This window comes from Pseudomonas sp. 5Ae-yellow (genome assembly GCF_014077575.1).
GTDB lineage: Bacteria > Pseudomonadota > Gammaproteobacteria > Pseudomonadales > Pseudomonadaceae > Halopseudomonas > Halopseudomonas neustonica.
Map to the genome: position 1 here is coordinate 1 of NZ_JACGWE010000009.1, position 18,678 is coordinate 18,678.

16 protein-coding genes are annotated in these 18,678 nt (G+C 53.2%); 9 read left to right on the forward strand and 7 right to left on the reverse strand.

What is annotated here, in order from left to right; translation table 11 throughout:
• Nucleotides 1–61 precede the first annotated feature (61 nt).
• From H4J77_RS07670 to hrpB, 6 genes are all read right to left on the reverse strand, one after another.
• Nucleotides 62–2,044 carry an AAA family ATPase gene (locus tag H4J77_RS07670; protein ID WP_182247807.1) on the reverse strand — a complete coding sequence of 661 codons (1,983 nt, stop codon included), beginning with the start codon at nucleotides 2,042–2,044 and terminating at the stop codon, nucleotides 62–64.
• Between the two features lie 119 nt (nucleotides 2,045–2,163).
• Nucleotides 2,164–2,601, reverse strand: coding sequence for a hypothetical protein (locus H4J77_RS07675; RefSeq protein ID WP_182247809.1), 438 nt, complete (start codon nucleotides 2,599–2,601; stop codon nucleotides 2,164–2,166).
• 2 nt (nucleotides 2,602–2,603) lie between these two features.
• Nucleotides 2,604–4,649 (reverse strand): integrase, encoded by a 2,046-nt coding sequence (locus H4J77_RS07680; protein WP_182247811.1) that lies wholly within the window; start codon nucleotides 4,647–4,649, stop codon nucleotides 2,604–2,606.
• A complete protein-coding gene (locus H4J77_RS07685; RefSeq protein WP_182247813.1) occupies nucleotides 4,646–6,580 on the reverse strand; it encodes a hypothetical protein in 1,935 nt (644 codons plus the stop codon). The genes H4J77_RS07680 and H4J77_RS07685 overlap by 4 nt, the downstream gene beginning before the upstream one ends.
• The gene (locus H4J77_RS07690; RefSeq protein ID WP_182247815.1) at nucleotides 6,573–8,045 is read right to left on the reverse strand and encodes a site-specific integrase; all 1,473 of its coding nucleotides are present in this window, start codon (nucleotides 8,043–8,045) and stop codon (nucleotides 6,573–6,575) included. The genes H4J77_RS07685 and H4J77_RS07690 overlap by 8 nt, the downstream gene beginning before the upstream one ends.
• Nucleotides 8,046–8,125: 80 nt before the next feature.
• Nucleotides 8,126–10,666, reverse strand: a complete 2,541-nt coding sequence (hrpB, locus tag H4J77_RS07695; RefSeq protein WP_182247817.1) for an ATP-dependent helicase HrpB — start codon at nucleotides 10,664–10,666, stop codon at nucleotides 8,126–8,128.
• 172 nt (nucleotides 10,667–10,838) lie between these two features.
• On the opposite strand from hrpB, the gene H4J77_RS07700 reads away from it, so the two are divergent.
• The 8 genes from H4J77_RS07700 to H4J77_RS07735 all read left to right on the forward strand — a co-directional run bounded on the left by H4J77_RS07700 (nucleotide 10,839) and on the right by H4J77_RS07735 (nucleotide 16,732).
• On the forward strand, nucleotides 10,839–11,249 hold the full coding sequence (locus H4J77_RS07700) for a polyribonucleotide nucleotidyltransferase (protein ID WP_123887723.1): 411 nt from the start codon (nucleotides 10,839–10,841) through the stop codon (nucleotides 11,247–11,249).
• Nucleotides 11,249–12,130, forward strand: a complete 882-nt coding sequence (locus tag H4J77_RS07705) for a cation diffusion facilitator family transporter (RefSeq protein ID WP_123887722.1) — start codon at nucleotides 11,249–11,251, stop codon at nucleotides 12,128–12,130. Before H4J77_RS07700 ends, H4J77_RS07705 begins: the two co-directional genes overlap by 1 nt.
• Before the next feature lie 315 nt (nucleotides 12,131–12,445).
• Nucleotides 12,446–12,934 (forward strand): Lrp/AsnC family transcriptional regulator, encoded by a 489-nt coding sequence (locus tag H4J77_RS07710; protein ID WP_123887721.1) that lies wholly within the window; start codon nucleotides 12,446–12,448, stop codon nucleotides 12,932–12,934.
• A 72-nt stretch (nucleotides 12,935–13,006) separates the two neighbouring features.
• Nucleotides 13,007–13,204, forward strand: a complete 198-nt coding sequence (locus H4J77_RS07715) for a DUF2788 domain-containing protein (RefSeq protein ID WP_123887720.1) — start codon at nucleotides 13,007–13,009, stop codon at nucleotides 13,202–13,204.
• Nucleotides 13,205–13,339: 135 nt separating this feature from the next.
• A complete protein-coding gene (locus tag H4J77_RS07720) occupies nucleotides 13,340–13,981 on the forward strand; it encodes a TetR/AcrR family transcriptional regulator (protein WP_123887719.1) in 642 nt (213 codons plus the stop codon).
• Nucleotides 13,978–15,633: an acyl-CoA dehydrogenase family protein gene (locus tag H4J77_RS07725; protein ID WP_123887718.1), complete on the forward strand. Its 1,656-nt coding sequence runs from the start codon at nucleotides 13,978–13,980 to the stop codon at nucleotides 15,631–15,633. The genes H4J77_RS07720 and H4J77_RS07725 overlap by 4 nt, the downstream gene beginning before the upstream one ends.
• A 3-nt stretch (nucleotides 15,634–15,636) precedes the next feature.
• Entirely contained in the window at nucleotides 15,637–16,083 is a 447-nt protein-coding gene (locus tag H4J77_RS07730) for a PaaI family thioesterase (protein ID WP_123887717.1), read from the forward strand.
• Between the two features lie 19 nt (nucleotides 16,084–16,102).
• Nucleotides 16,103–16,732, forward strand: coding sequence for a pseudouridine synthase (locus H4J77_RS07735; RefSeq protein ID WP_123887716.1), 630 nt, complete (start codon nucleotides 16,103–16,105; stop codon nucleotides 16,730–16,732).
• Between the two features lie 7 nt (nucleotides 16,733–16,739).
• Here the strand turns inward: H4J77_RS07735 and H4J77_RS07740 are convergent, their stop codons facing one another.
• Entirely contained in the window at nucleotides 16,740–17,162 is a 423-nt protein-coding gene (locus H4J77_RS07740; RefSeq protein WP_123887715.1) for a DUF962 domain-containing protein, read from the reverse strand.
• 238 nt (nucleotides 17,163–17,400) lie between these two features.
• Here H4J77_RS07740 and H4J77_RS07745 point away from each other — a divergent pair, with 238 nt between their 5' ends.
• Entirely contained in the window at nucleotides 17,401–18,669 is a 1,269-nt protein-coding gene (locus H4J77_RS07745; RefSeq protein WP_182247819.1) for a DUF1835 domain-containing protein, read from the forward strand.
• Nucleotides 18,670–18,678 lie beyond the last annotated feature (9 nt).

An 18,678-nucleotide genomic window follows, 5' to 3' on the forward strand; every position in this document is an offset into this window, starting at 1 on the left:
AAGCGCTTCGATTTCAAATGTCCTATCGAAGTCATGAGCGAAGTGATGCAGAAAGCCTTGGCTATGCAATATGATGCTCCTGCGTCAATTCAATAACCGTGTTGCACTCAGCTCCTGCAACCGCCGTATTTAAATACAACTCTTTCATGCGCACATTGTCACTTGTAAGCGCATATAGACCGTCATAGTCAAAATCATTTATGTGTTCAATTATCGCCGACACTCCCGAAGAAAACTCTTCATCAGTAAGGTTGCGCAGGAAAAGCTCGGTCAATCCTTTTTCTGTCGTACGCTTGTCGTTAAGCTGTGGGTGCTTCCGCTTATGCAGAACGCTTGACAATACATCGAATGCAAAACCCTTGCGATTAAGAACTTCAAAATATCGACGTAAATAAATAACCTTATGGAGAGGATTAATGTCATCCGCAAGGTTGGAAGTATTGATTTCAACAAACGTTTTAATATCTTTATTAGTAATAATTTTTTCTATCAATTGTCCCTGATTGTTTTCCAAAAACCAGGAATTAAGCGACTCAAATCTGTCTCGATGATGATGTACCAGGTCAACAATTGGCTCAAAATCATGAGTAAGCATCAAAACAGTTTTTCCACTAAGAGAAGAGTTTCCTTTTGAGAAAAGCATCTCCATAACGGCATATTTTTTGTTCTTATCGAATGAGGAAATAGGGTCATCGAGAACAATTAGGTCAGCTTTTCGCTTTAAGGCGTGGAACATGAAAAGAACTAAGGCAAATGCATTGCGCTCACCAAAACTTAGACGACTCTTAACCTCAGTCACCTCACCTCGAACATCGTTTGGCTCAAGCTTTAAACGATACTCTCCACTTGGTTCTTCTTGCAAAAATACGTGGTAACTATAGCCAGCATTTATAAGAAAGTCATTGATCTTCTTACCGTGTTCCTCAACCAAACTTGTAATAACCTTCTTTTGCTTGAATACTTCTGCTTGTAGCCTACCCGCAACTTCTCGCAACTCTTTTAGCTCGTTATTGACTATATCCGCTTTGACTTGGGTCGCATCTGATTTTAAATGCGGAAAGTTATCTAAATCGATTATCTGATTATCAATGGCGTCGAGAACCTTATCGACGTCTTTTAGAGATGAGAATCCGAGCGAGCGCGCAGTGTCAAAGCGCTCTTTCAATCGTTCAATCTGAGCTTTTATTTCGAGCAGATAGCCGGATTCATCATCAGTGTAACCCTCAATTTTTGAGACAAATCCTGATATCCTTTTTCTCGTTTCTTCGGAAAAGTACTCTTCAAGCCGCTTAAAGTTCATAACAATCTTGTTAAGGCTTTCTATTACCTTTGGCTTATATACTTCAGACACTTTATTGATAATTTCTTTCTTACCTGTCGTATCCGTAGCACAGTACGGGCACTCGTTACCGATATCCATGAACGGTGAACCTTTGTGCTGCCAACTCACCCATTTATAATTATCGCTATGCTGAATAAAACTTTTGAAAGGCTCTAGGCCTTCGGGAATATTGTCTACGTTGTTGCCACCCTTGAAGGCTTGAGACATTGCACTAGAGGCGTGGATTCCTTGCTTCACTTCTTTCCCGAACGCTGCAATAATTTCGTCGAAATCCGATAGCAGTCCTGAGATCTCTTCATCGCCATTCAGGGTGTTTTTCATTTGCGAGGTCAAAGCCTCGATTTGTTGAATTCCTCTTTCGTACTCTTCACCTCTTATAAAGATATCAAAACTTCCTTCGACCAATTCGTCCGCTCTAAAAGCGACATTATTTATGTATGCTTCGTCGAAAACCAAGACGTCTCTAATCCCTTCGCATCCTCTTACGCTTGACTCAGAATCTTTATCTTCTTTTAGCTTGTATGGTTTAAGTTTGGCTAATTCGTTTGAGTTTTTCTTGGCGTCATTAACCGAAGCTACAATTGCTTTTGCAATAGTACTCTTGCCCGTTCCATTAATTGCATACTTAATGTTCAGCGTTTTTTCTTTAATCTCTATTTCGCCGTAATCAATATTGTTGCAGTTCTGGATGACTACTCTCATGCGAATTTCCTTTTTCGTTTTTCCATGTAGTTCTCGGCAGTCCGGATCAGCCTATTTGTGAACCAGGTTGCCTTTTGCATGCCACGAAAGCGAGATGCGAGACATATCCATTGGCACTATTACCCGCGTTCAGAAAACGCAACCACCTTACTTGCTGAGGATTTACGTAATTGAGTGATTTCTTTTTCCAACGCTTTGATACGAAGCATAAGTTGCAAATTACGTGTCAGCATGTTGTCTCGCTGCTTAAGCGCTTCATCAAGCTCCCCTCTTGACGTTGATAGCTTTTCAGCAACGACTACGAGTTCTCTTGCCTTTACCGATGAAACGGGCGCTCTGTGTCGATACGCTTCAATTTGCGCAATGAGTGCTTGATGTGACTTACGGGCCTTCTTTAAGTACCCACGGTCAAATCCAGCCTCGTAACTCACGATCCCCGCAGTGAGTTTCGACAAATCAAGCCCAACGTGTTCCGGTCTATGCGGCTTTCCGCTCACAAGCCGTTGTAATGCTTCCTCGCACGTGGCTAGGCCATTACGCGTACCTTTAGTCATCATCGTTAGACCTCCACTTTGTCGATCAGCCGGGCTTTGAAGGCCTTCAAACGCTCTATATCACCCTGTACAACCTGATACTCACCAGAGCCTTCTGCGTAACTGCCCAGCTCACCGGAGGCATCTTCAATAGCTGTTTTCAGCTTCTCGGGCTTAATTATCGCGCCCTCACACGATAGGCATTCAGTGTAGTCACCAAGTAGAAAAGAGTCGCAGCGGCCCACCTTGGTACAGCCACCGAGCAACGTCGGACGATAGCTAATTGCGCCGCCTTTAACCCGCTGCTCAGTGTCAGAGCGCACATCCTCGATATGAATCTCGCCCGCTTTAAACCGCTCTTTTTGTTTCTCCATGTAAGATCCGGTGCCTCCGAATAGGGGCTCTTCATTAAATAGAAGATCGGAAATCAATTGGTTTGCTACGGACATCGGCATAGCCATTTGAAAATCAAAGGCGAAGTGACTGCTTGGGAGAACGAAGTCTTTTTTATCTTCGTCGTAATAGCCAAAAACTGTTCGAAGGTTATCGTAATTATTCGTATAATAGCGAGACATCTCAATCGTCATGTGTTTAAACTGCGCTCGGACCGTCGGCAAAGAAAGAAAACCGCTACTACTTCCATAGAAGGCTAATGAGCGCCGAAATTGATGGCTTGTCAGGGGCCATGGCTGACCAATAGCAAACTGCGGCTCACTGTAGAAATCACGAGCCGGCTCGCTCTGAGCAAGTTCCAGCAAATCCTCTACCTCAATCGTCAACTTTAGTAGAGCACTTCCCTGGATTTTTTGAAGAGCAAATGTTGGCACGCCAACTTCGGAAATCTTCTTAAAACTCACGATGGCAGGATTGAGGAATAAATGGCAGCTGTCAGCTTCGTCAATTTTGTAGAGTTTTGCTAGCCCGCGACAAATAGCCTGAGCGACTTCGACTGCCTTTACGACTTCGCGTGGAGCGAGCCAGTTACCCTCTTTCCTGTATCCACTGAACTTAGTGGTAGTCGAGAGAAGATTTATTGACTGCGGCTTATCACGTTCAATGCCATGATCATCAATTACGGGCTGCCTAACGATTTGAGCGGACAAACAACGATACGGCATTCGCATCGTTTCTTGATCCCGCATGCCCGTATAAAGATGAATCACTGTTTTCGCCACATACTGCATCTGGAGCAAAACCCGTTGCAGGTTTCTCTTGTGTGAGCATTCAAACTCACCAGAAAACACATTCTCCAGGCCATTATCCTTCAGCGCTTGCGGCATGTCAGGTCTTCGGTTTGCCCTACCACCTAGCCCACGACTTTTCTGATTAGCGTAAGTTAACCCGTAAAATTCATCGTCAAAGCAAGCAATAAATGACTCAAAATTCCCAACACCCGCATGAAGTTGATCTAGCAGGTCGCCTGTTAGATTGATGAGATTTAAATAAATTCGGGTCGGAATAACCGGATGTTGCTTGGATTGTTGACGCGCCAGATCGAAATTCGACGGATTTAGGGAGGCATAACCTAGCCGATCTTCTCCCACCCTGGCCAAGCTACTCATAATTCCTGAAAGAGCCCCATGGTCAAAATTCTTTGAATCTATAAAAGCCGCCAGATAAACCGGCACAGTAAAGACCTGCTGCAAAGACAGCACGCCAAGCATGGGCTTCTGTTTCTGCTCGTAGCAGAACTGAATGGCGATGCGCAATACCGCCCAATAGCTTCCGACCGTTGAAGCACTTAGCGTACCTACTCGTCCACCTCCTGCAAAATAGATCAGGCAGTACAGAAGATATTTCGCTTCTTCTATCAACGCCTGCTGCTCTTCCCCATCTTGGTCGAAGACCGTATCAAAAGATATCCTGTTGATTTTATTTGCGCTCAGCCTATAAGGGTTGAAGTCCCATACAGGTTCGCCATATACAGCCGTTGGATTGCTATTTTTATCGCGACAGAGAATAAATGTGGCTGAGGGTTTACCATACACTTGCGGTGCACTATCCGGCTCACTACCGTCCAGAGACTGAACACCGGGAAATATACTGCCGACAGATTGAACAACAGCGTTCAAAATACCACCCCCATCGCTTCGTAACGGTTCAAGCGGTTCTCCCAGAACTGAGTTAGTTCACCGTACTCAAACACCTTGGACTTGACCGCGTTAGCCGTCTTTCTGGCCCTATCTGAACCTTCACAAATCGACTCAAGGATGAACTCAATCCTGATCGACAATTCTTTGTATAGCGTTTCAGCATGGGCCGCGTCGGGCGCTGATTTGCGAACCGCATTAATTACATACTGTAAGCTCATAATCTTGTGAAGGTCTTCTTCATCGCTGTGAACCAGGTAATTCTCACAATATAAGCAACCATACTGGGTACGGCAGCTTACCTCAGCTCCAACAGCCCCCAAATCGCGCATAGGGATCGGTTGGCTGAAATTGCTACAATGCCCAGCCGCTGTTGCTGTTTCCCCTTCAGCGGCCCTCTGACCGCGCTCACGTACGATATCGGCGGCACGACGGACAGCCTGCCAGAACCTACCGAGCTCTTCGTCTTGCTGTTCGGGCGTCGCCTCAGCATATGTCGAAAGATTCACCGATTCGGAGTGATTCAAAGATGCGGATACGCTTGCCGGCGCGATGCCTGCCGTATGCATTGCAACGCTTTTGTATTTCCGCATTTTTCGAGGTGAAAGCCTTGGAATCTTTGGATCGAGAAAGGCGCCACTTATAGAATCATAAAAGTTAAACACCAAATCCGATGCGTCAAATTCAGAAAAAACCATATTGTCGCTTAGCTTTTGGGTAACTGAGGGCATTCCAAAGAATAAACGTTCATGAGCAGCACCGTTCAATATCCATTTGCGTAACTTTAGGTATTCCTTAAGCAGCGGCAAACCCGAGTCCCGTCCAATATTATAAAGAGTTGATCTTCCACCAGCTCGAAACTTCACAGCCGACAACTCTTTCTTAATCGGGGATTTTTCAACAGCCAGAGCGTCAGCATAGCTAAACTGATCAAACTCAGTAGGTGTGGCACCCGTAATCAACAAAAAAAGGCTCGCATAGGCTTTCGCCGCAAGGCCTGCTACCTGAAGCCTATGCCAGTGACGCTCATCATTATTAGCTGAATCCAGGTTCGTCCGTGCGGAAGCTATAGCGCGCAATATGTGAGATTTACTCGGTCGCTTTCGACCGCGCTTGATGCAGGCCTCGCCATATTCATCGACTGTTGCAATCCGTAGCTCTCCGGCGTTATACGATATTGCTGATTGCTTAAATGGCCCAGCCCAACCATTACGAGAAGGAAACCCCACAACTTCATAATCCCTAATTCTTACGACGAACGGATAGGGTTTATTGTCCAAAAGAAAAGCGCTGCACTGCTGGGCAATGCTCAAACAAACGTCCCGGTACAACTCCACATGCGCAGCGCTGGCTGCGTCAGAGCCCCGCTCCCCATTAATTCTTACTGCGCCGGCGAGGATACGGTGGCTCTCCTCTGGATAGAGAATATCGATAACTTTGACTACCCCCACCTGGAAGTTTATAGCAGTCCTAGGCTTCCATTTTTGATGTGCGATTTTATCGTTCAGATAGGCCGTGTAATCTCTATATGCCTGCTGCGCATGTCCTACACTAGCAAACACTTCTTTGTAGCCTTGCGCATTTAGCCAATCGATCAAGTGTTCGACATGCAAAAAAGTGCTAGCGACTGTCGTGTCACGCTGACCGATAAAAGATTCCAGCAGTCTCAAAATGAGTTCGCGGCGGCTTTCAACAAAAGATTCAATCACAACTGGCGTCCCACGATCATCATGGGAGCTGACATTCTTACCACGAATGAAATATGCAAGACTGCCAACATCAAGCGGTTTCTTTCTCACCCTCGCGGACAGCTGCAACCGCAAGCGCTCAGGCTCGGGAAAATCCATAGCTAACCCACTCAACGTGATAACCTGCGTGTTACCACGATTCTCAAGGCGCTGCCGGCTATTCATCTTGGGTCTCTACTTTCAGCACATCGTACCCACCATTAAACAGCGTCTTTTCCCACATTTCTTGTGAAGCGACCTTTTCATGGCTCATCTCGAATAACTTGAGGTAATTTTCTGTGGTCTCCCTGGACTCGTGGTGCATCCGCTTTTGAACGAAGTCAATTACTTCACCAGGACGAATACGCTGGTTTTCGACCAGTACTTGTAAGCGTTGATATAGTTGGAAGGCGAAGGTCGCTCTTAACCAGTGATATGAAAAATCTTCAGGAAATGGCTTTCCAGCGAGTTTTTTTATCAGCTTCTTCTTTAGCGTGTCGGTGACCTGTCCTGTCTGCGGTGACATAACCACTGGATAACGAGGATCACTTTTTGCCATGTAGTAGCAGTTCCCCTGATCCGACAGGAACAGGTAGGTGTCATCTTCGCTGAGCTGAAACCCATCTTTCAATTTCATTCTGAACTTTGCCCGCCGTTTTTTCATCATAGAACTGCTAGCGAGCGTGACCAAATCCTCGGCGAGCTGTTTAGGGAAATACAGATCTTGCGGCTTGTCGTACTTTGTATCGATTCCAGTTCGTGGCCCCGCGAGTAGCTTATAAGAGCCATCAGGCAGCAATTTGTCATTGGTAAAGCTGCTCAAATGCTTCAGGCGCATAGTCAGAACCGTTTGCTTTCGCGCCCCCGTCATCAGCGAAACCAAAAGGATCATGCGCTCAACCGCAGACCAATCCTTTAAATTCCGAATGGCATTAATTAACAAACCCAGCTCGCGGTTGCACAGTGGGCGAAGATCTTCCCCATCTTCCCGCACAAACCCCATAGGAACAGGACTCTCCGGGGGAACGCGCTTGGTCTGACTACGCTTTTCTGTTTTTACCAGTTTTATGCCCGCGTTTGTTCTAACAGCGAACTCAACTTGCTTTGTCGTATCGACACGCTTTAAGTCCAGATCATGCCAATGCCTGGAAACGTAGTCGTAAAAATGGTACACGACAGCGGTGTATTGATTGATTACCTGGTTACTGCGACTGCCTTCGTTTATCAGGTGATAGAAGTATTTATAAGTCGGACGAAACGCGGGCCGGGCACCGGTAAAGTCTAGCCAATCCAGGTTTTCATCTTCACAAAAGAGGAGATAGTCGAGTAGCTTACTGGCGCGCTTACGTAGGTCGTCAGTTGGTCGCTTTTCAGGATGACGATGTTTTACGAGACTAAGCAAGTAGTCATTAGCTTCGTACCAGGGGTTGCCACACGCAAGAAAAAGAAAGGGAAAGTTGTACAAATCGCCAGACCCGCCCGCCGCCCCAATTTCGGCTAACTCAAAAAATTTAGCGTTCTCGTTACTTTTGTCGAGATAGCACTCTTCAGAGCCTGAAGGCTTAGCATTGACGTGGATTTCAGCAAAGACATCCTTTACATGCTGAATGATCACAAGGCGGTTCGCGAAGCGGGTGTTCTGATAAGCCATCGACATACTCCCTTGCATAATCAGTCAATGGTATCATGATAGGTGCGCTTTATCAATCTACGGCTGCCCCCTCACTGCAATCAATCCCTGTCTTTGTCAATATCTTTAACGTTAAGCGATTCAACAAATTTATCTAAGTTATGGAATAGCTTGGGGTAGCGGCCTTTCAGGTCCTTCTTTACCTCGGCATAACTGCCATGCCAGAAGCCGACCAGATCCTGAGTGACCTGCACAGGGCGCTGCGCGGGCGACAATAACTGTAACTTCAGCGCCTGGCGGCCGCGCGCAATGCGCGGTGTGTCGGCGCTGCCAAACAGCTCCTGCAAGCGTACCGAGAGACTTGGCGGCGTTTCGCTGTAATCAATACGAATACGTGACCCCGTGGGCACCGTCCAATGGGTCGGGGCTTGCTCCTCCAATTGCTGGGGCAAGGGCCAGGGCAAGAGCCCAAGAAGAATATTGGCCAACTCCAGCTGGGCGAAATGAGCCAAGCGGGTGATCTTGTTTAAATGGGGCGCGAGCCAGTCTTCCAGGGTGTCCAACAACGTCTGATCAGCAAGATCCGGCCAGGCACTATCACCCTTTTCAGCCAGATCGAGGGCACGCAACAAACCGATACGCGCCTGCCACTGGCGCAGCGCTGGCGTCCACGGCAGCAGGTTGATCCCTTGCCGACGCACGACATCACAGAGCGCGCGCTGACGTTGCTGCGGATCGATCTGCGCTAATGCTGCGCGTTGCCAGACCAACTCACCGATACGTTCCTGCCGTTCGGCCAGCAAGGATTCTGTACGCGCATCCCAGGACAGGGTTTCACGCTGACTAAGCAGGCCGGGCTGCACTGCAAGTAAGGCAGGCACATCCAGCTCCGCCGCCATGAAAATGCGCGCATTACGCTGACTGGCCTGACCGCCGAGCGCGGTGATCGCCAACCAGTTGCACTGCTGCAGCGAGTCCGGCTCCATAAACGCGGCCGCCCGGCCATTGGCCAGACGGTATTCAGTGCCGGACTCCCCCCGACGCTGCGCTATGCGATCCGGGTAAGCCAGCGCCAGCAGCACACCAATCCACTTTTCATCCTGCGCATCATTGACCGGCGAGGTAACCGGGAGTCGCTTGAGCAATGCTTGCCACTGTGTTGCCAGCTTGCGCGCCCGCTGCAACGCGTTACGGTCAGCATCCGCGCCACGTGGATCGTCAAACAGGGCCACGCGGCGGCTGATATCCGCGCTCTGTGCGCGGCGCAGCAAATCGCGCTCATCAACCACTGCAGCCAGTCTGGCCGCCAACTGACCCAGGCCCAGACGCTGCCCTTCAACCAGCATATGTGCCAGCCGCGGGTGCATAGGCAAGCGTGTCAGCGTCTCACCGTGCGGGGTTAACTGCCAGCCCTGTGCAGACAGCTGCAAGGCACCGAGCCGCTGCAGCAAGTCTCTGCCTTGCTGCAGCGCCGCAGCGGGTGGCGGATCGAGCCACACCAGCTCGCTGACGTCTTGCACGCCCCAATGCGCCAACTGCAATGCAAGCGGCGCCAAATCAGCCTGTTTTATTTCCGGTTCGCGTTGCGCCGCCAGTTGCTCATGCTGCTGTGCCGACCACAACCGGTAACAAACACCGGGCTCCAGACGGCCCGCTCGGCCTGCACGCTGCTCTGCTGCTGCACGCGACACCCGGCGAGTATGCAAGCCGGTCATACCCGATTGTGGATCAAAGGCAGCCTCGCGCGATAAACCAGCGTCCACCACCACCCGAATCCCCTCGATGGTCAAACTGGTTTCCGCAATAGCGGTTGCCAGCACCACCTTGCGCTGACCCGCCGGGGCCGGTTGAATCGCTTGTCGCTGAGTGCCGAAATCCAGCTCACCGTAGAGCGGCGTCAAGAGCACATCCGCACGACCGTTCAGGCTTTGCTCCAACTGCGCCTGCACTCGGCGGATCTCCGCCGTGCCCGGTAAAAACACCAGTACGCTGCCGTGCTCGTCGTCCAGCGCCTGCATCACCGTCTGACAAACCAGCGGCTCAATAAACTGGCGCGGCTCCCAGGGGGTACCGTAGTTCACCGTCACCGGATACTGACGACCCATACTGGTTATCACCGGCGCATCATCCAATAGCTGACTGACCGCGTCAGCGTCCAGTGTGGCCGACATCACCAACAAACGCAGGGGGTACTCATCGCGCAGGTATTGCTGGGTCTGAACGCAGAGCGCGAGCCCCAAGTCAGCATCCAGGCTGCGCTCATGGAATTCATCGAAGATCACTATGCCCACCCCAGGCAACTCGGGGTCCGACTGCAACTGGCGCTGCAAAATACCTTCGGTTACGACCTCAATGCGGGTGGCCGCACTGACCTTGCTGTCGAGCCGAATACGATAGCCCACAGTCTGCCCCACCGGCTCACCCAGCAAATCAGCCAAGCGCTCCGCCGCAGCGCGTGCTGCCAGCCGGCGCGGCTCAAGCAATATAATCTTCTGCCCTGCCAGCCAATCCACGTCCAACAGCGCCAAAGGCACAAGCGTGGTTTTACCCGCGCCGGGGGGCGCCTGCAGCACCGCCGAGGGGCTATACTCCAATGCCTGCAATAACTCAGGCAGAATCTGCGTGACGGGTAATTCGCTCATGGCTAAACCGTACCGAAAATAGAGGCCGCATTATACGGCTTACGGGCTTTCAGTCAGCCCAAGGCGCAGATATGCTATGCACAACCAGAGCATCGCACAGAACGCCGTGTTTGCCGTGGCCTGGAAAATAGCACCTACCGATTCCCTCACTGCTTTCAGGAGTCCCGCAGTCATGCGTCTCAAGCCCCTAGCCAGCATTCTGCTTGCCACTACTGTCATCACCCAACTTAGCGCCTGCGGTACCGTGTTTTATCCGGAGCGCCGCGGCCAGATCAGTGGAGAAATCGATCCCGGCGTGGCGATTCTCAACGGTATTGGCCTGCTGTTCTATATCATTCCTGGTGTAATCGCCTTTGCTGTCGACTTCGCTACCGGCGCCATATACCTGCCTGACGCGCGCTACAGCCTGGAACCGGAACAACTGCAGCCCGCTATCGATGCCGATGGCAAGGTCGACAAGGCCAAACTTCAGGCGATCATTCGCCAGGAACTGAACCTGGATCTGCCAGTTGAGCAGGCCGAGGAAAGCCGACAGCCACTGCCCAGCCATATCGCCATGCTGCACAGCACACCGCGCGCCTGATGACAGAGCAAACCCACGATGCAACCGAACGCGCTCGCCTACTCAGGCTGGCTACACGTGCTTCGGTCATCGTTGCACTGGTGCTTATAGCGCTGAAGAGTGGAGTCTGGCTGATGTCAGGCTCGGTCAGTCTGCTGGCGGGGTTAATCGACTCATTGATGGACGCGGGTGCCTCCATCATCAATCTGTTTGCCGTCGGCTACGCGCTGAAGCCGGCGGATAAAGAGCATCGCTTCGGGCACGGCAAGGCGGAAGCGCTGGCCGGGCTGGCGCAATCGGCCTTCATTACCGGCTCTGCGGTTCTGGTGCTGCTGCAAGGTATCAACCGGCTGCTGCACCCCCAACCGCTTGAGACCGCCTGGGCTGGCATCGCCGTCATGGTATTTTCCATTGTCGCAACACTCGGCCTACTGGCAATCCAGCAACACGTAATCAAACGCACCCATTCCACCGCCATCAGCGCAGACTCGTTGCATTACCGCTCAGACCTGATACTTAACGTCAGCATTATCGCCGCCTTACTATTGGCGCACTTCGGCATTCAGCGCGCAGATGCTCTATTCGGACTGGGCATTGCGGTATTCATCGGCTATGGCGCCGTGCGCATCGGCCTGGAAGCCATTGCGATACTGATGGATCACGAACTGCCGGACGACGTGCGTGCAGCCTCGCTGGCCATCGCCCGCGCGGTGCCCGACGTCATCGATGTGCACGATCTGCGCACTCGCCAGTCGGGCCACCACTGGTTCATGCAGCTGCATCTTGAGCTGCCCGCTACGCTAACCTTGGCGGATGCGCACGCGCGCGGCGAGCAGGTGCGATTAGCCATCATTGAGCGCTACCCGCAAGCAGACGTGCTGGTGCACAAAGACCCTGCCTAAGCAAAGCAGGCAAAAAAAAGGCGAGCCACCGAGAAAGGTAGCTCGCCTTTTTTATGCGTCCTCCTGCATCCTGATGGGATGTTGCCTTATTCCCGTGCCTTGTGGGCTGGGTAACCGATTGGCAGCACACCTGGTAGGTGATCTTGCCCCAACTCGCCGGATAAGCGAGCCGGTTGGACGATCGGTTCTGGCTGAAACTGTTGACTATAGTAAGCCGACAAGAGCGAAATAACTTTTCTAATATTGCATAAATACTTGCCTTAACAGCAATAAAAACCTAAAAATAGCGATAAATGCGCAATAAGGTAAAAAACCATGAATTCCGTCAACCTTGATCGCTACGACTTGAAGATTTTGGCCGCGTTACAGCAGGACGCTCGTATCAGCAATCAGGAGCTAGCCGAACGCATCGGCCTATCGCCCTCGCCATGCTCACGCCGGGTGAAGCAGCTGGAAGACAGCGGACTGATCAAAAAACAGGTCGCTCTGCTCGATCCAACCATGCTCGGCCTAAAACTGACTGCCTTCGTCATGATCGGCATGGACCGGCATACCCCTGAACGCTTTGCCGGGTTTGAGAAGACTATTCGCGACTGCCCGGAAGTGCTCGACTGCTGCCTGGTAACCGGCATGGATGCCGACTACCACCTACGCGTGGTGGTACCGGATATGGAGCACTATCAGCAACTGCTGCTAGGCACGCTCACGCGGATCGAAGGCGTATCAAGCGTGCGCTCCAGCTTTGTACTCAGCCAAGTACTGGCCAGCACCGAACTGCCATTGAAGCATCTTGGCCTGAACTAATTACCGACTCGCGCGCATGCCAACCAGAGCCGTTATACTGGGCGCCCTTTTTCACTGTCTGGAGCATGCCCCATGACCTACCAACAATTTGAAGCCCTGGCCATGCCAGTCATGATCTTTGCCCTGGTCGCTTTTATGGGTTTTATCGTCTGGGATCTGGCAAAAAAATCAAAGGCCGGACGCTACGGCACTTTCGTCCTGTTTTCAGTTCTGGGCCTGGGCGTTATCGCCTTTGTGATCAAGGAAGTGGTGATCGGTGTTATTGGCTGAGACACTGCCGCTCACCCTCTCCCTGTCGACCCAGCACCAACGACCAGAACGCCACTGAGTCTGACCATTTTACCGCCTGCATCAAAGCCTGAATCCTGATTCACTATAAACAAATAATGAATCCGGATTCAGCTTATGGTTTATCGTACCACCGCCACCCGCCTCGAGCGTGACGAAGTCACCCGCGAGCACATACTCAACTGCGCCCTGCAGCAGGTCGCAGACAGTGGCTTCGGCGCCCTGACCATGAGCGGACTGGCCCGCGCTGCTGGCATTGCCACCGGCAGCCTGTACCGGCACTTCCCCGGCAAAGGCGCGCTGACAGCCGAGGTCTTTGTAAAGGCTACCCGCATTGAGCTCAATACGCTCAAAGAGCAGTTTCTTGCGCCTGGCTTGGCGCATGACCGCCTGCGCAATGGCATCGCGCAGTTTGCCGCCAGAGCCTGGCATAGCCGCCAACTGGCTTACGCCTTGATTGCCGAGCCCGCCGAAGAAGAAGTGGAAACACAGCGCCTTTATTACCGTCAGGCCTACGCCACCATCTACGGCGAGCTGCTGAAAGACGGTGTTGCAGACGGCAGCTTTGTGGTTGAAAACATCCCGCTCACCGCAGCCTGCCTGGTCGGCGCTGTCGCCGAGTCACTCGTTGGCCCACTCTCGCCACAAGCACGCGCCGACCGGGAAAGCGGCTTACCCACTGAAACGCTGGCAGCCGTAACGCGCACCATCACCCGTTTTTGTCTACGCGCACTCGGTGCGAAGGACCTACCGCAATGAACCTACATCACTATGCCGAAACCCACGACGTCACCAACCAGGTACCGCCACTCAGCGCTATCAACCTGTACCGCGATGACCTGCCGCTGCAGGAGTGGGTCAAACGCTATCAGGGCGAATGGGCAGACGCAGCGCTAAACACGTACGGCCAGCTAGCGGGCAGCAGCCTGATGCAGGCCGGTTTTCTAGCCAACGAGAACAAGCCGGTATTCAAGAGCCATGACCGCTGCGGGCACCGCATTGACCTGGTTGAGTTTCATCCCGCTTACCATGAGTTGATGGCTGCCGGCATTGGCGCAGGAGTGACCAGTGCGCCCTGGACTGACCCGCGCCCCGGCGCCCAAGTGGCGCGCGCGGCCACCATGTACCTGCATAATCAGGCCGAGGCCGGCACTAGCTGCCCCATGACCATGACTTACGCCTGTGTGCCCGCGCTGCGTCTACAGCCCGACCTGGCAGAGCACTGGCTGCCGAAAATACTCTCGCGCCAATACGACCCACGCAATCTGCCAGTCGAGCAAAAAACCGGCGCTACTATCGGCATGGCCATGACCGAGAAACAGGGCGGTACCGACGTACGCGCCAATACCACCCGCGCCTATCCCGTGGGCGTCGGCGGTCCCGGCCAAGCCTACGAACTGGTCGGCCACAAATGGTTTTGCTCGGCGCCTATGTGCGACGCCTTCCTGACGCTGGCCCAGACCGACAAGGGATTGAGCTGTTTTCTGCTGCCACGCCACCGCCCGGACGGCTCGCGTAATGAATTTTATATTCAGCGCCTGAAAAACAAACTGGGCAACTGGGCCAACGCCTCCAGCGAAGTCGAGTTTCGCGGTGCACTGGCCTGGATGGTCGGCGCGGAGGGCCGCGGCGTGCCCACTATTATTGAAATGGTCTCACTGACTCGCTTCGACTGCATGATCGGCTCCAGCTCGCTGATGCGTCAGGCACTCACCCAGGCAGCGCACCACTGCGCGCACCGCATGGTCGGCACCCGCGTACTCAATGAGCAGCCGCTGATGCAGAACGTACTCGCCGATCTGGCACTGGAGAGCGAAGCGGCGCTGGCACTGACCATGCGCATGGGCAAGGCGCTCGACTCCGTACATGACGAACAGGAAGACAAGTTCGCACGCCTGGTAACAGCAATTGGCAAATACTGGATCTGCAAACGCGCACCGGGCATGATCAACGAGGCACAGGAATGCCTGGGCGGCACCGGTTATGTGGAGGACAGCATACTGCCGCGCCTGTACCGCGAAGCACCGGTCAACTCGATCTGGGAAGGCTCCGGCAATGTGCAGTGCCTGGACGTGCTGCGCGCCCTATCCAAAGAGCCAGGCGTACTTGATGTGTTATTTGCCGAACTGGGCGACGGGCACGGCTCGGCAGTGCTAAAGCAACAAATTGAGCAACTCAAGCAACAGTTCGGTGACACCGATGAAATTCAGCACCGCGCACGCCAACTGACCGAAGACGTCGCTACCGCGCTACAGGCCAAACTATTACTTGAGGCAGGCAACAGCAGCGTCTCCGACGCCTTTATCGCTAGCCGTCTGGGCCAGCATGGTCAAGCCTACGGGACGCTGCCACGCGGCCTGAACCTAGCGGCGCTGATTGCGCGCTCCACACCAGCCGGTTTTCAGGAGTAAGGCATGACGCTAGCACAGCAAGATATCGACGCTCGTGTACAGGCAGGCTTCGCCAAGGCCGCCTTCATCAATGATCTGGGTATTCGCCCGACCGCCTGCGGGCCCGGTTGGGTTGAGGCAGAGCTGCAAATCCTGCCACGCCACAGCCAGCAGAACGGCTTCGTACATGCCGGGGTGCAAACCACCCTCGCCGACCATAGCGCTGGCGCAGCAGCAGCGACCTTGATCCCTGACGGATTCGGCGTGCTAAGTGTGGAGTTCAAAGTCAACCTGCTACGCCCCGCACTTTGCGCTACCCTGTTATGCCGCGCGGAGGTCCTCAAGCCCGGAAAACAGATCTGCGTGGTCGAAGCAGAGGTCTTTGCATGGGCAGACGGCAAAAAACGCTTGTTCAGCAAAGCAACTGTGACCCTCGCCGTTATGCCTATTGCCGACACCCAGCCGCGCTGATTACACAAGGTTAGATTGCATGGCCCAACGCCCTCTTCCAGCAAAACGCCCACACCAGAAGGCTAACAGCAAGCCGCGACGCCAGCCCGCGCCACCGCCTGCCAATCCGCAGTTGATTGCGCTGAACAAACCTTTTGACGTGTTAACGCAGTTTACCGATGGACAGGGGCGGGCAACACTCAAGGATTTTATTGACCTGCACGGGGTTTACCCGGCCGGACGCCTGGATCGTGATAGCGAAGGTCTGTTATTGCTGACCAACGACGGACAATTGCAGGCACGCATTACCGATCCCAAGCACAAACTGGCAAAAACCTATTGGGTTCAGGTAGAGGGCGAGCCGACGCCAGAGCAGCTTGACCAATTACGCGCCGGACCCGTGCTGAATGACGGCCCCACCCGCCCCGCTGACGTTGAAGCCATTGCCGAACCCACCCTCTGGCCTCGCAATCCGCCGGTGCGCTTCCGCAAAAGCATTCCGACCCATTGGCTGGCAATCACGATTCGTGAGGGACGCAATCGCCAGGTTCGACGCATGACTGCCGCCGTAGGCTTGCCGACACTGAGGCTGGTACGCGTCAGTATTGGCGATTGGCAGCTAGGTGAGTTGCAGCCCGGCCAATGGCGAGAGCTGGCAATTACCACCTGATAAAATGTTAGCAACGCAAGCCAAACAGACGAAACACAAACCCCAACAGCCAGATTGGGCCGATCAGCAGGAACTGTACATCCTTGAAAAAAGACGGTTTTTTACCTTCCAGATGATGACCAATGAACTGGCCAACCCAAGCCACTACAAAGACGGCTACGCAGGGCCAGAACACGTAGGTCATCATGCTCAAAATCAACAACATCAAGAGCGAGATCACTAGCATCACAGCAGCAATGCGCCATGAGAGCGTAAGGTAAAAGGCCAGAGCCGCAGCTACCGCAAGCATGGATACCCAGGGATGAATCGCCCACAGAATGCCCAGCACACTAAAGGTGATCAGCGGGACGCAGATCCAGTGCAGCAACTTGTTGACGGGGTTGAGATGGCTTTCGCCGTACTCGTCGAACCATTGATCTATCGCTTTCATGTAGCACCCTTATTATCGATTTAGTCAGGTGTTCATTGTTGGACCAGTGTAAGTCAACAAGCTTATAAGGCGCCACAGGCGACATCATTGACAACCGGCAGACAAGCAGTGAACATCTGCAACACACGCCGATTGGCGTCCCCGTTCGCGGAAAGGGCTGCGCCCGCTGTACCCAACACCTGTTTATTCATACGACACCCAGCCTGCCTGGCGGACACAGGCCCGATAAGGGAATCGTATGTCCACGACCAAAGCACCAAGCAACCCGATTAGTCACGGCCGCATCAACCTCGAACAGCAGCGCAAGCGCGCCAAAGAGCTGCTGAAAGCGCTCAAAGCGGGCGACAACGAAGCGTTGTTGCGCATCAGCCGTTGGTTACCGCCGCGCAGCGAAGCACTGCGTTTGGCCGAAGCCCAGTTGGTGATCGCCCGCGAAGCCGGCTTCAGCAGCTGGCCCAAATTGAAAGCGCATATCGATAGTCTTGATCATGCCAGCCGCAAACTGCTGCGCCACGGTGACCAGGATTTGCGTACTCTGCACATCCGCTGCGGCAGTGATATTCAGCACAGTCTTACTATCGCCGGCTTCAATGGCGACTTTCTGGAATTTTCCGATCCCTACTGCATCGGCCCGCTCAGCGACCAGGCACCTGAAGCGCTTTTACGCGAACGCGCTGACTTTCTCGCTGAGGCCTTTGATCTGGCGCCCGCCGATGCGCTCGCACGCCAACAAAAGAGCTACCAGTGTCTGCAGCAGCTGGATCATTACCAACGCATCGTGCTCTGGTTTGAGCACGACAGCTACGACCAGTTGATCCTTGCGTATCTACTGCAGCAATTACAGCAGCTAAAACCAACAGCAAAAATCGAACTCGTTGCCGTCGACCAGATTCCAGGCGTAAAACGCTTCATCGGTATTGGCCAGTTGGCACCCGACCTGCTCAGTTGGCTGTGGCCACAGCGCCAACCAGTCAGTGATGCGTTGCTGGAACTGGGTACGCAAGCTTGGCACGCACTGACTGCGCCAAGTCCGCAAGCCCTGTTACGGCTGATAAAACAGGGCACACCCGCGTTACCCATGCTGGGCAAGGCGCTGGAGCGGCATTTGCAGCAGTTGCCTGGCCAGCACGATGGCTTGGGCCTGACCGAGCGACTAACACTGCAGATTGTTCAGCAAAGCGAGTCGCTGACCGTCGGGCAGGTCTTTCGTGAGCTGATGGTCACGCACGAGCCGCTGCCCTACCTTGGCGATATGATGTTCTGGTGGCTATTACAGCCGCTGCTGCTCGGCGACACACCGCTGCTGCAAATCGACGACCACCAGCCAGACTGGCCACAACGTCCGCTACGCCTCACCGCGAAAGGCCAGGCGGTGCTGCTTGGCGAGGCTGATGGCTTTGCCGCCCGCGCCAGCGGCTATTGGGTTGGCGGAGTCAAATTAACACCCGCGCAGCCGCATTGGCGCTACGACGCCGCACAACAGCAACTGCATTATCACCACCGCTGAGACGTCGCA

Excerpts from the sequence above, each read along its gene's own strand:
- H4J77_RS07670 (WP_182247807.1), bottom strand. The coding sequence starts at position 2,044 with ATGAGAGTAGTCATCCAGAACTGCAACAATATTGATTACGGCGAAATA.
- H4J77_RS07675 (WP_182247809.1), bottom strand. The coding sequence starts at position 2,601 with ATGATGACTAAAGGTACGCGTAATGGCCTAGCCACGTGCGAGGAAGCA.
- H4J77_RS07685 (WP_182247813.1), bottom strand. The coding sequence starts at position 6,580 with ATGAATAGCCGGCAGCGCCTTGAGAATCGTGGTAACACGCAGGTTATC.
- H4J77_RS07690 (WP_182247815.1), bottom strand. The coding sequence starts at position 8,045 with ATGGCTTATCAGAACACCCGCTTCGCGAACCGCCTTGTGATCATTCAG.
- hrpB (WP_182247817.1), bottom strand. The coding sequence starts at position 10,666 with ATGAGCGAATTACCCGTCACGCAGATTCTGCCTGAGTTATTGCAGGCA.
- H4J77_RS07700 (WP_123887723.1), top strand. The coding sequence starts at position 10,839 with ATGCGTCTCAAGCCCCTAGCCAGCATTCTGCTTGCCACTACTGTCATC.
- H4J77_RS07705 (WP_123887722.1), top strand. The coding sequence starts at position 11,249 with ATGACAGAGCAAACCCACGATGCAACCGAACGCGCTCGCCTACTCAGG.
- H4J77_RS07710 (WP_123887721.1), top strand. The coding sequence starts at position 12,446 with ATGAATTCCGTCAACCTTGATCGCTACGACTTGAAGATTTTGGCCGCG.
- H4J77_RS07715 (WP_123887720.1), top strand. The coding sequence starts at position 13,007 with ATGACCTACCAACAATTTGAAGCCCTGGCCATGCCAGTCATGATCTTT.
- H4J77_RS07720 (WP_123887719.1), top strand. The coding sequence starts at position 13,340 with ATGGTTTATCGTACCACCGCCACCCGCCTCGAGCGTGACGAAGTCACC.
- H4J77_RS07725 (WP_123887718.1), top strand. The coding sequence starts at position 13,978 with ATGAACCTACATCACTATGCCGAAACCCACGACGTCACCAACCAGGTA.
- H4J77_RS07730 (WP_123887717.1), top strand. The coding sequence starts at position 15,637 with ATGACGCTAGCACAGCAAGATATCGACGCTCGTGTACAGGCAGGCTTC.
- H4J77_RS07735 (WP_123887716.1), top strand. The coding sequence starts at position 16,103 with ATGGCCCAACGCCCTCTTCCAGCAAAACGCCCACACCAGAAGGCTAAC.
- H4J77_RS07740 (WP_123887715.1), bottom strand. The coding sequence starts at position 17,162 with ATGAAAGCGATAGATCAATGGTTCGACGAGTACGGCGAAAGCCATCTC.
- H4J77_RS07745 (WP_182247819.1), top strand. The coding sequence starts at position 17,401 with ATGTCCACGACCAAAGCACCAAGCAACCCGATTAGTCACGGCCGCATC.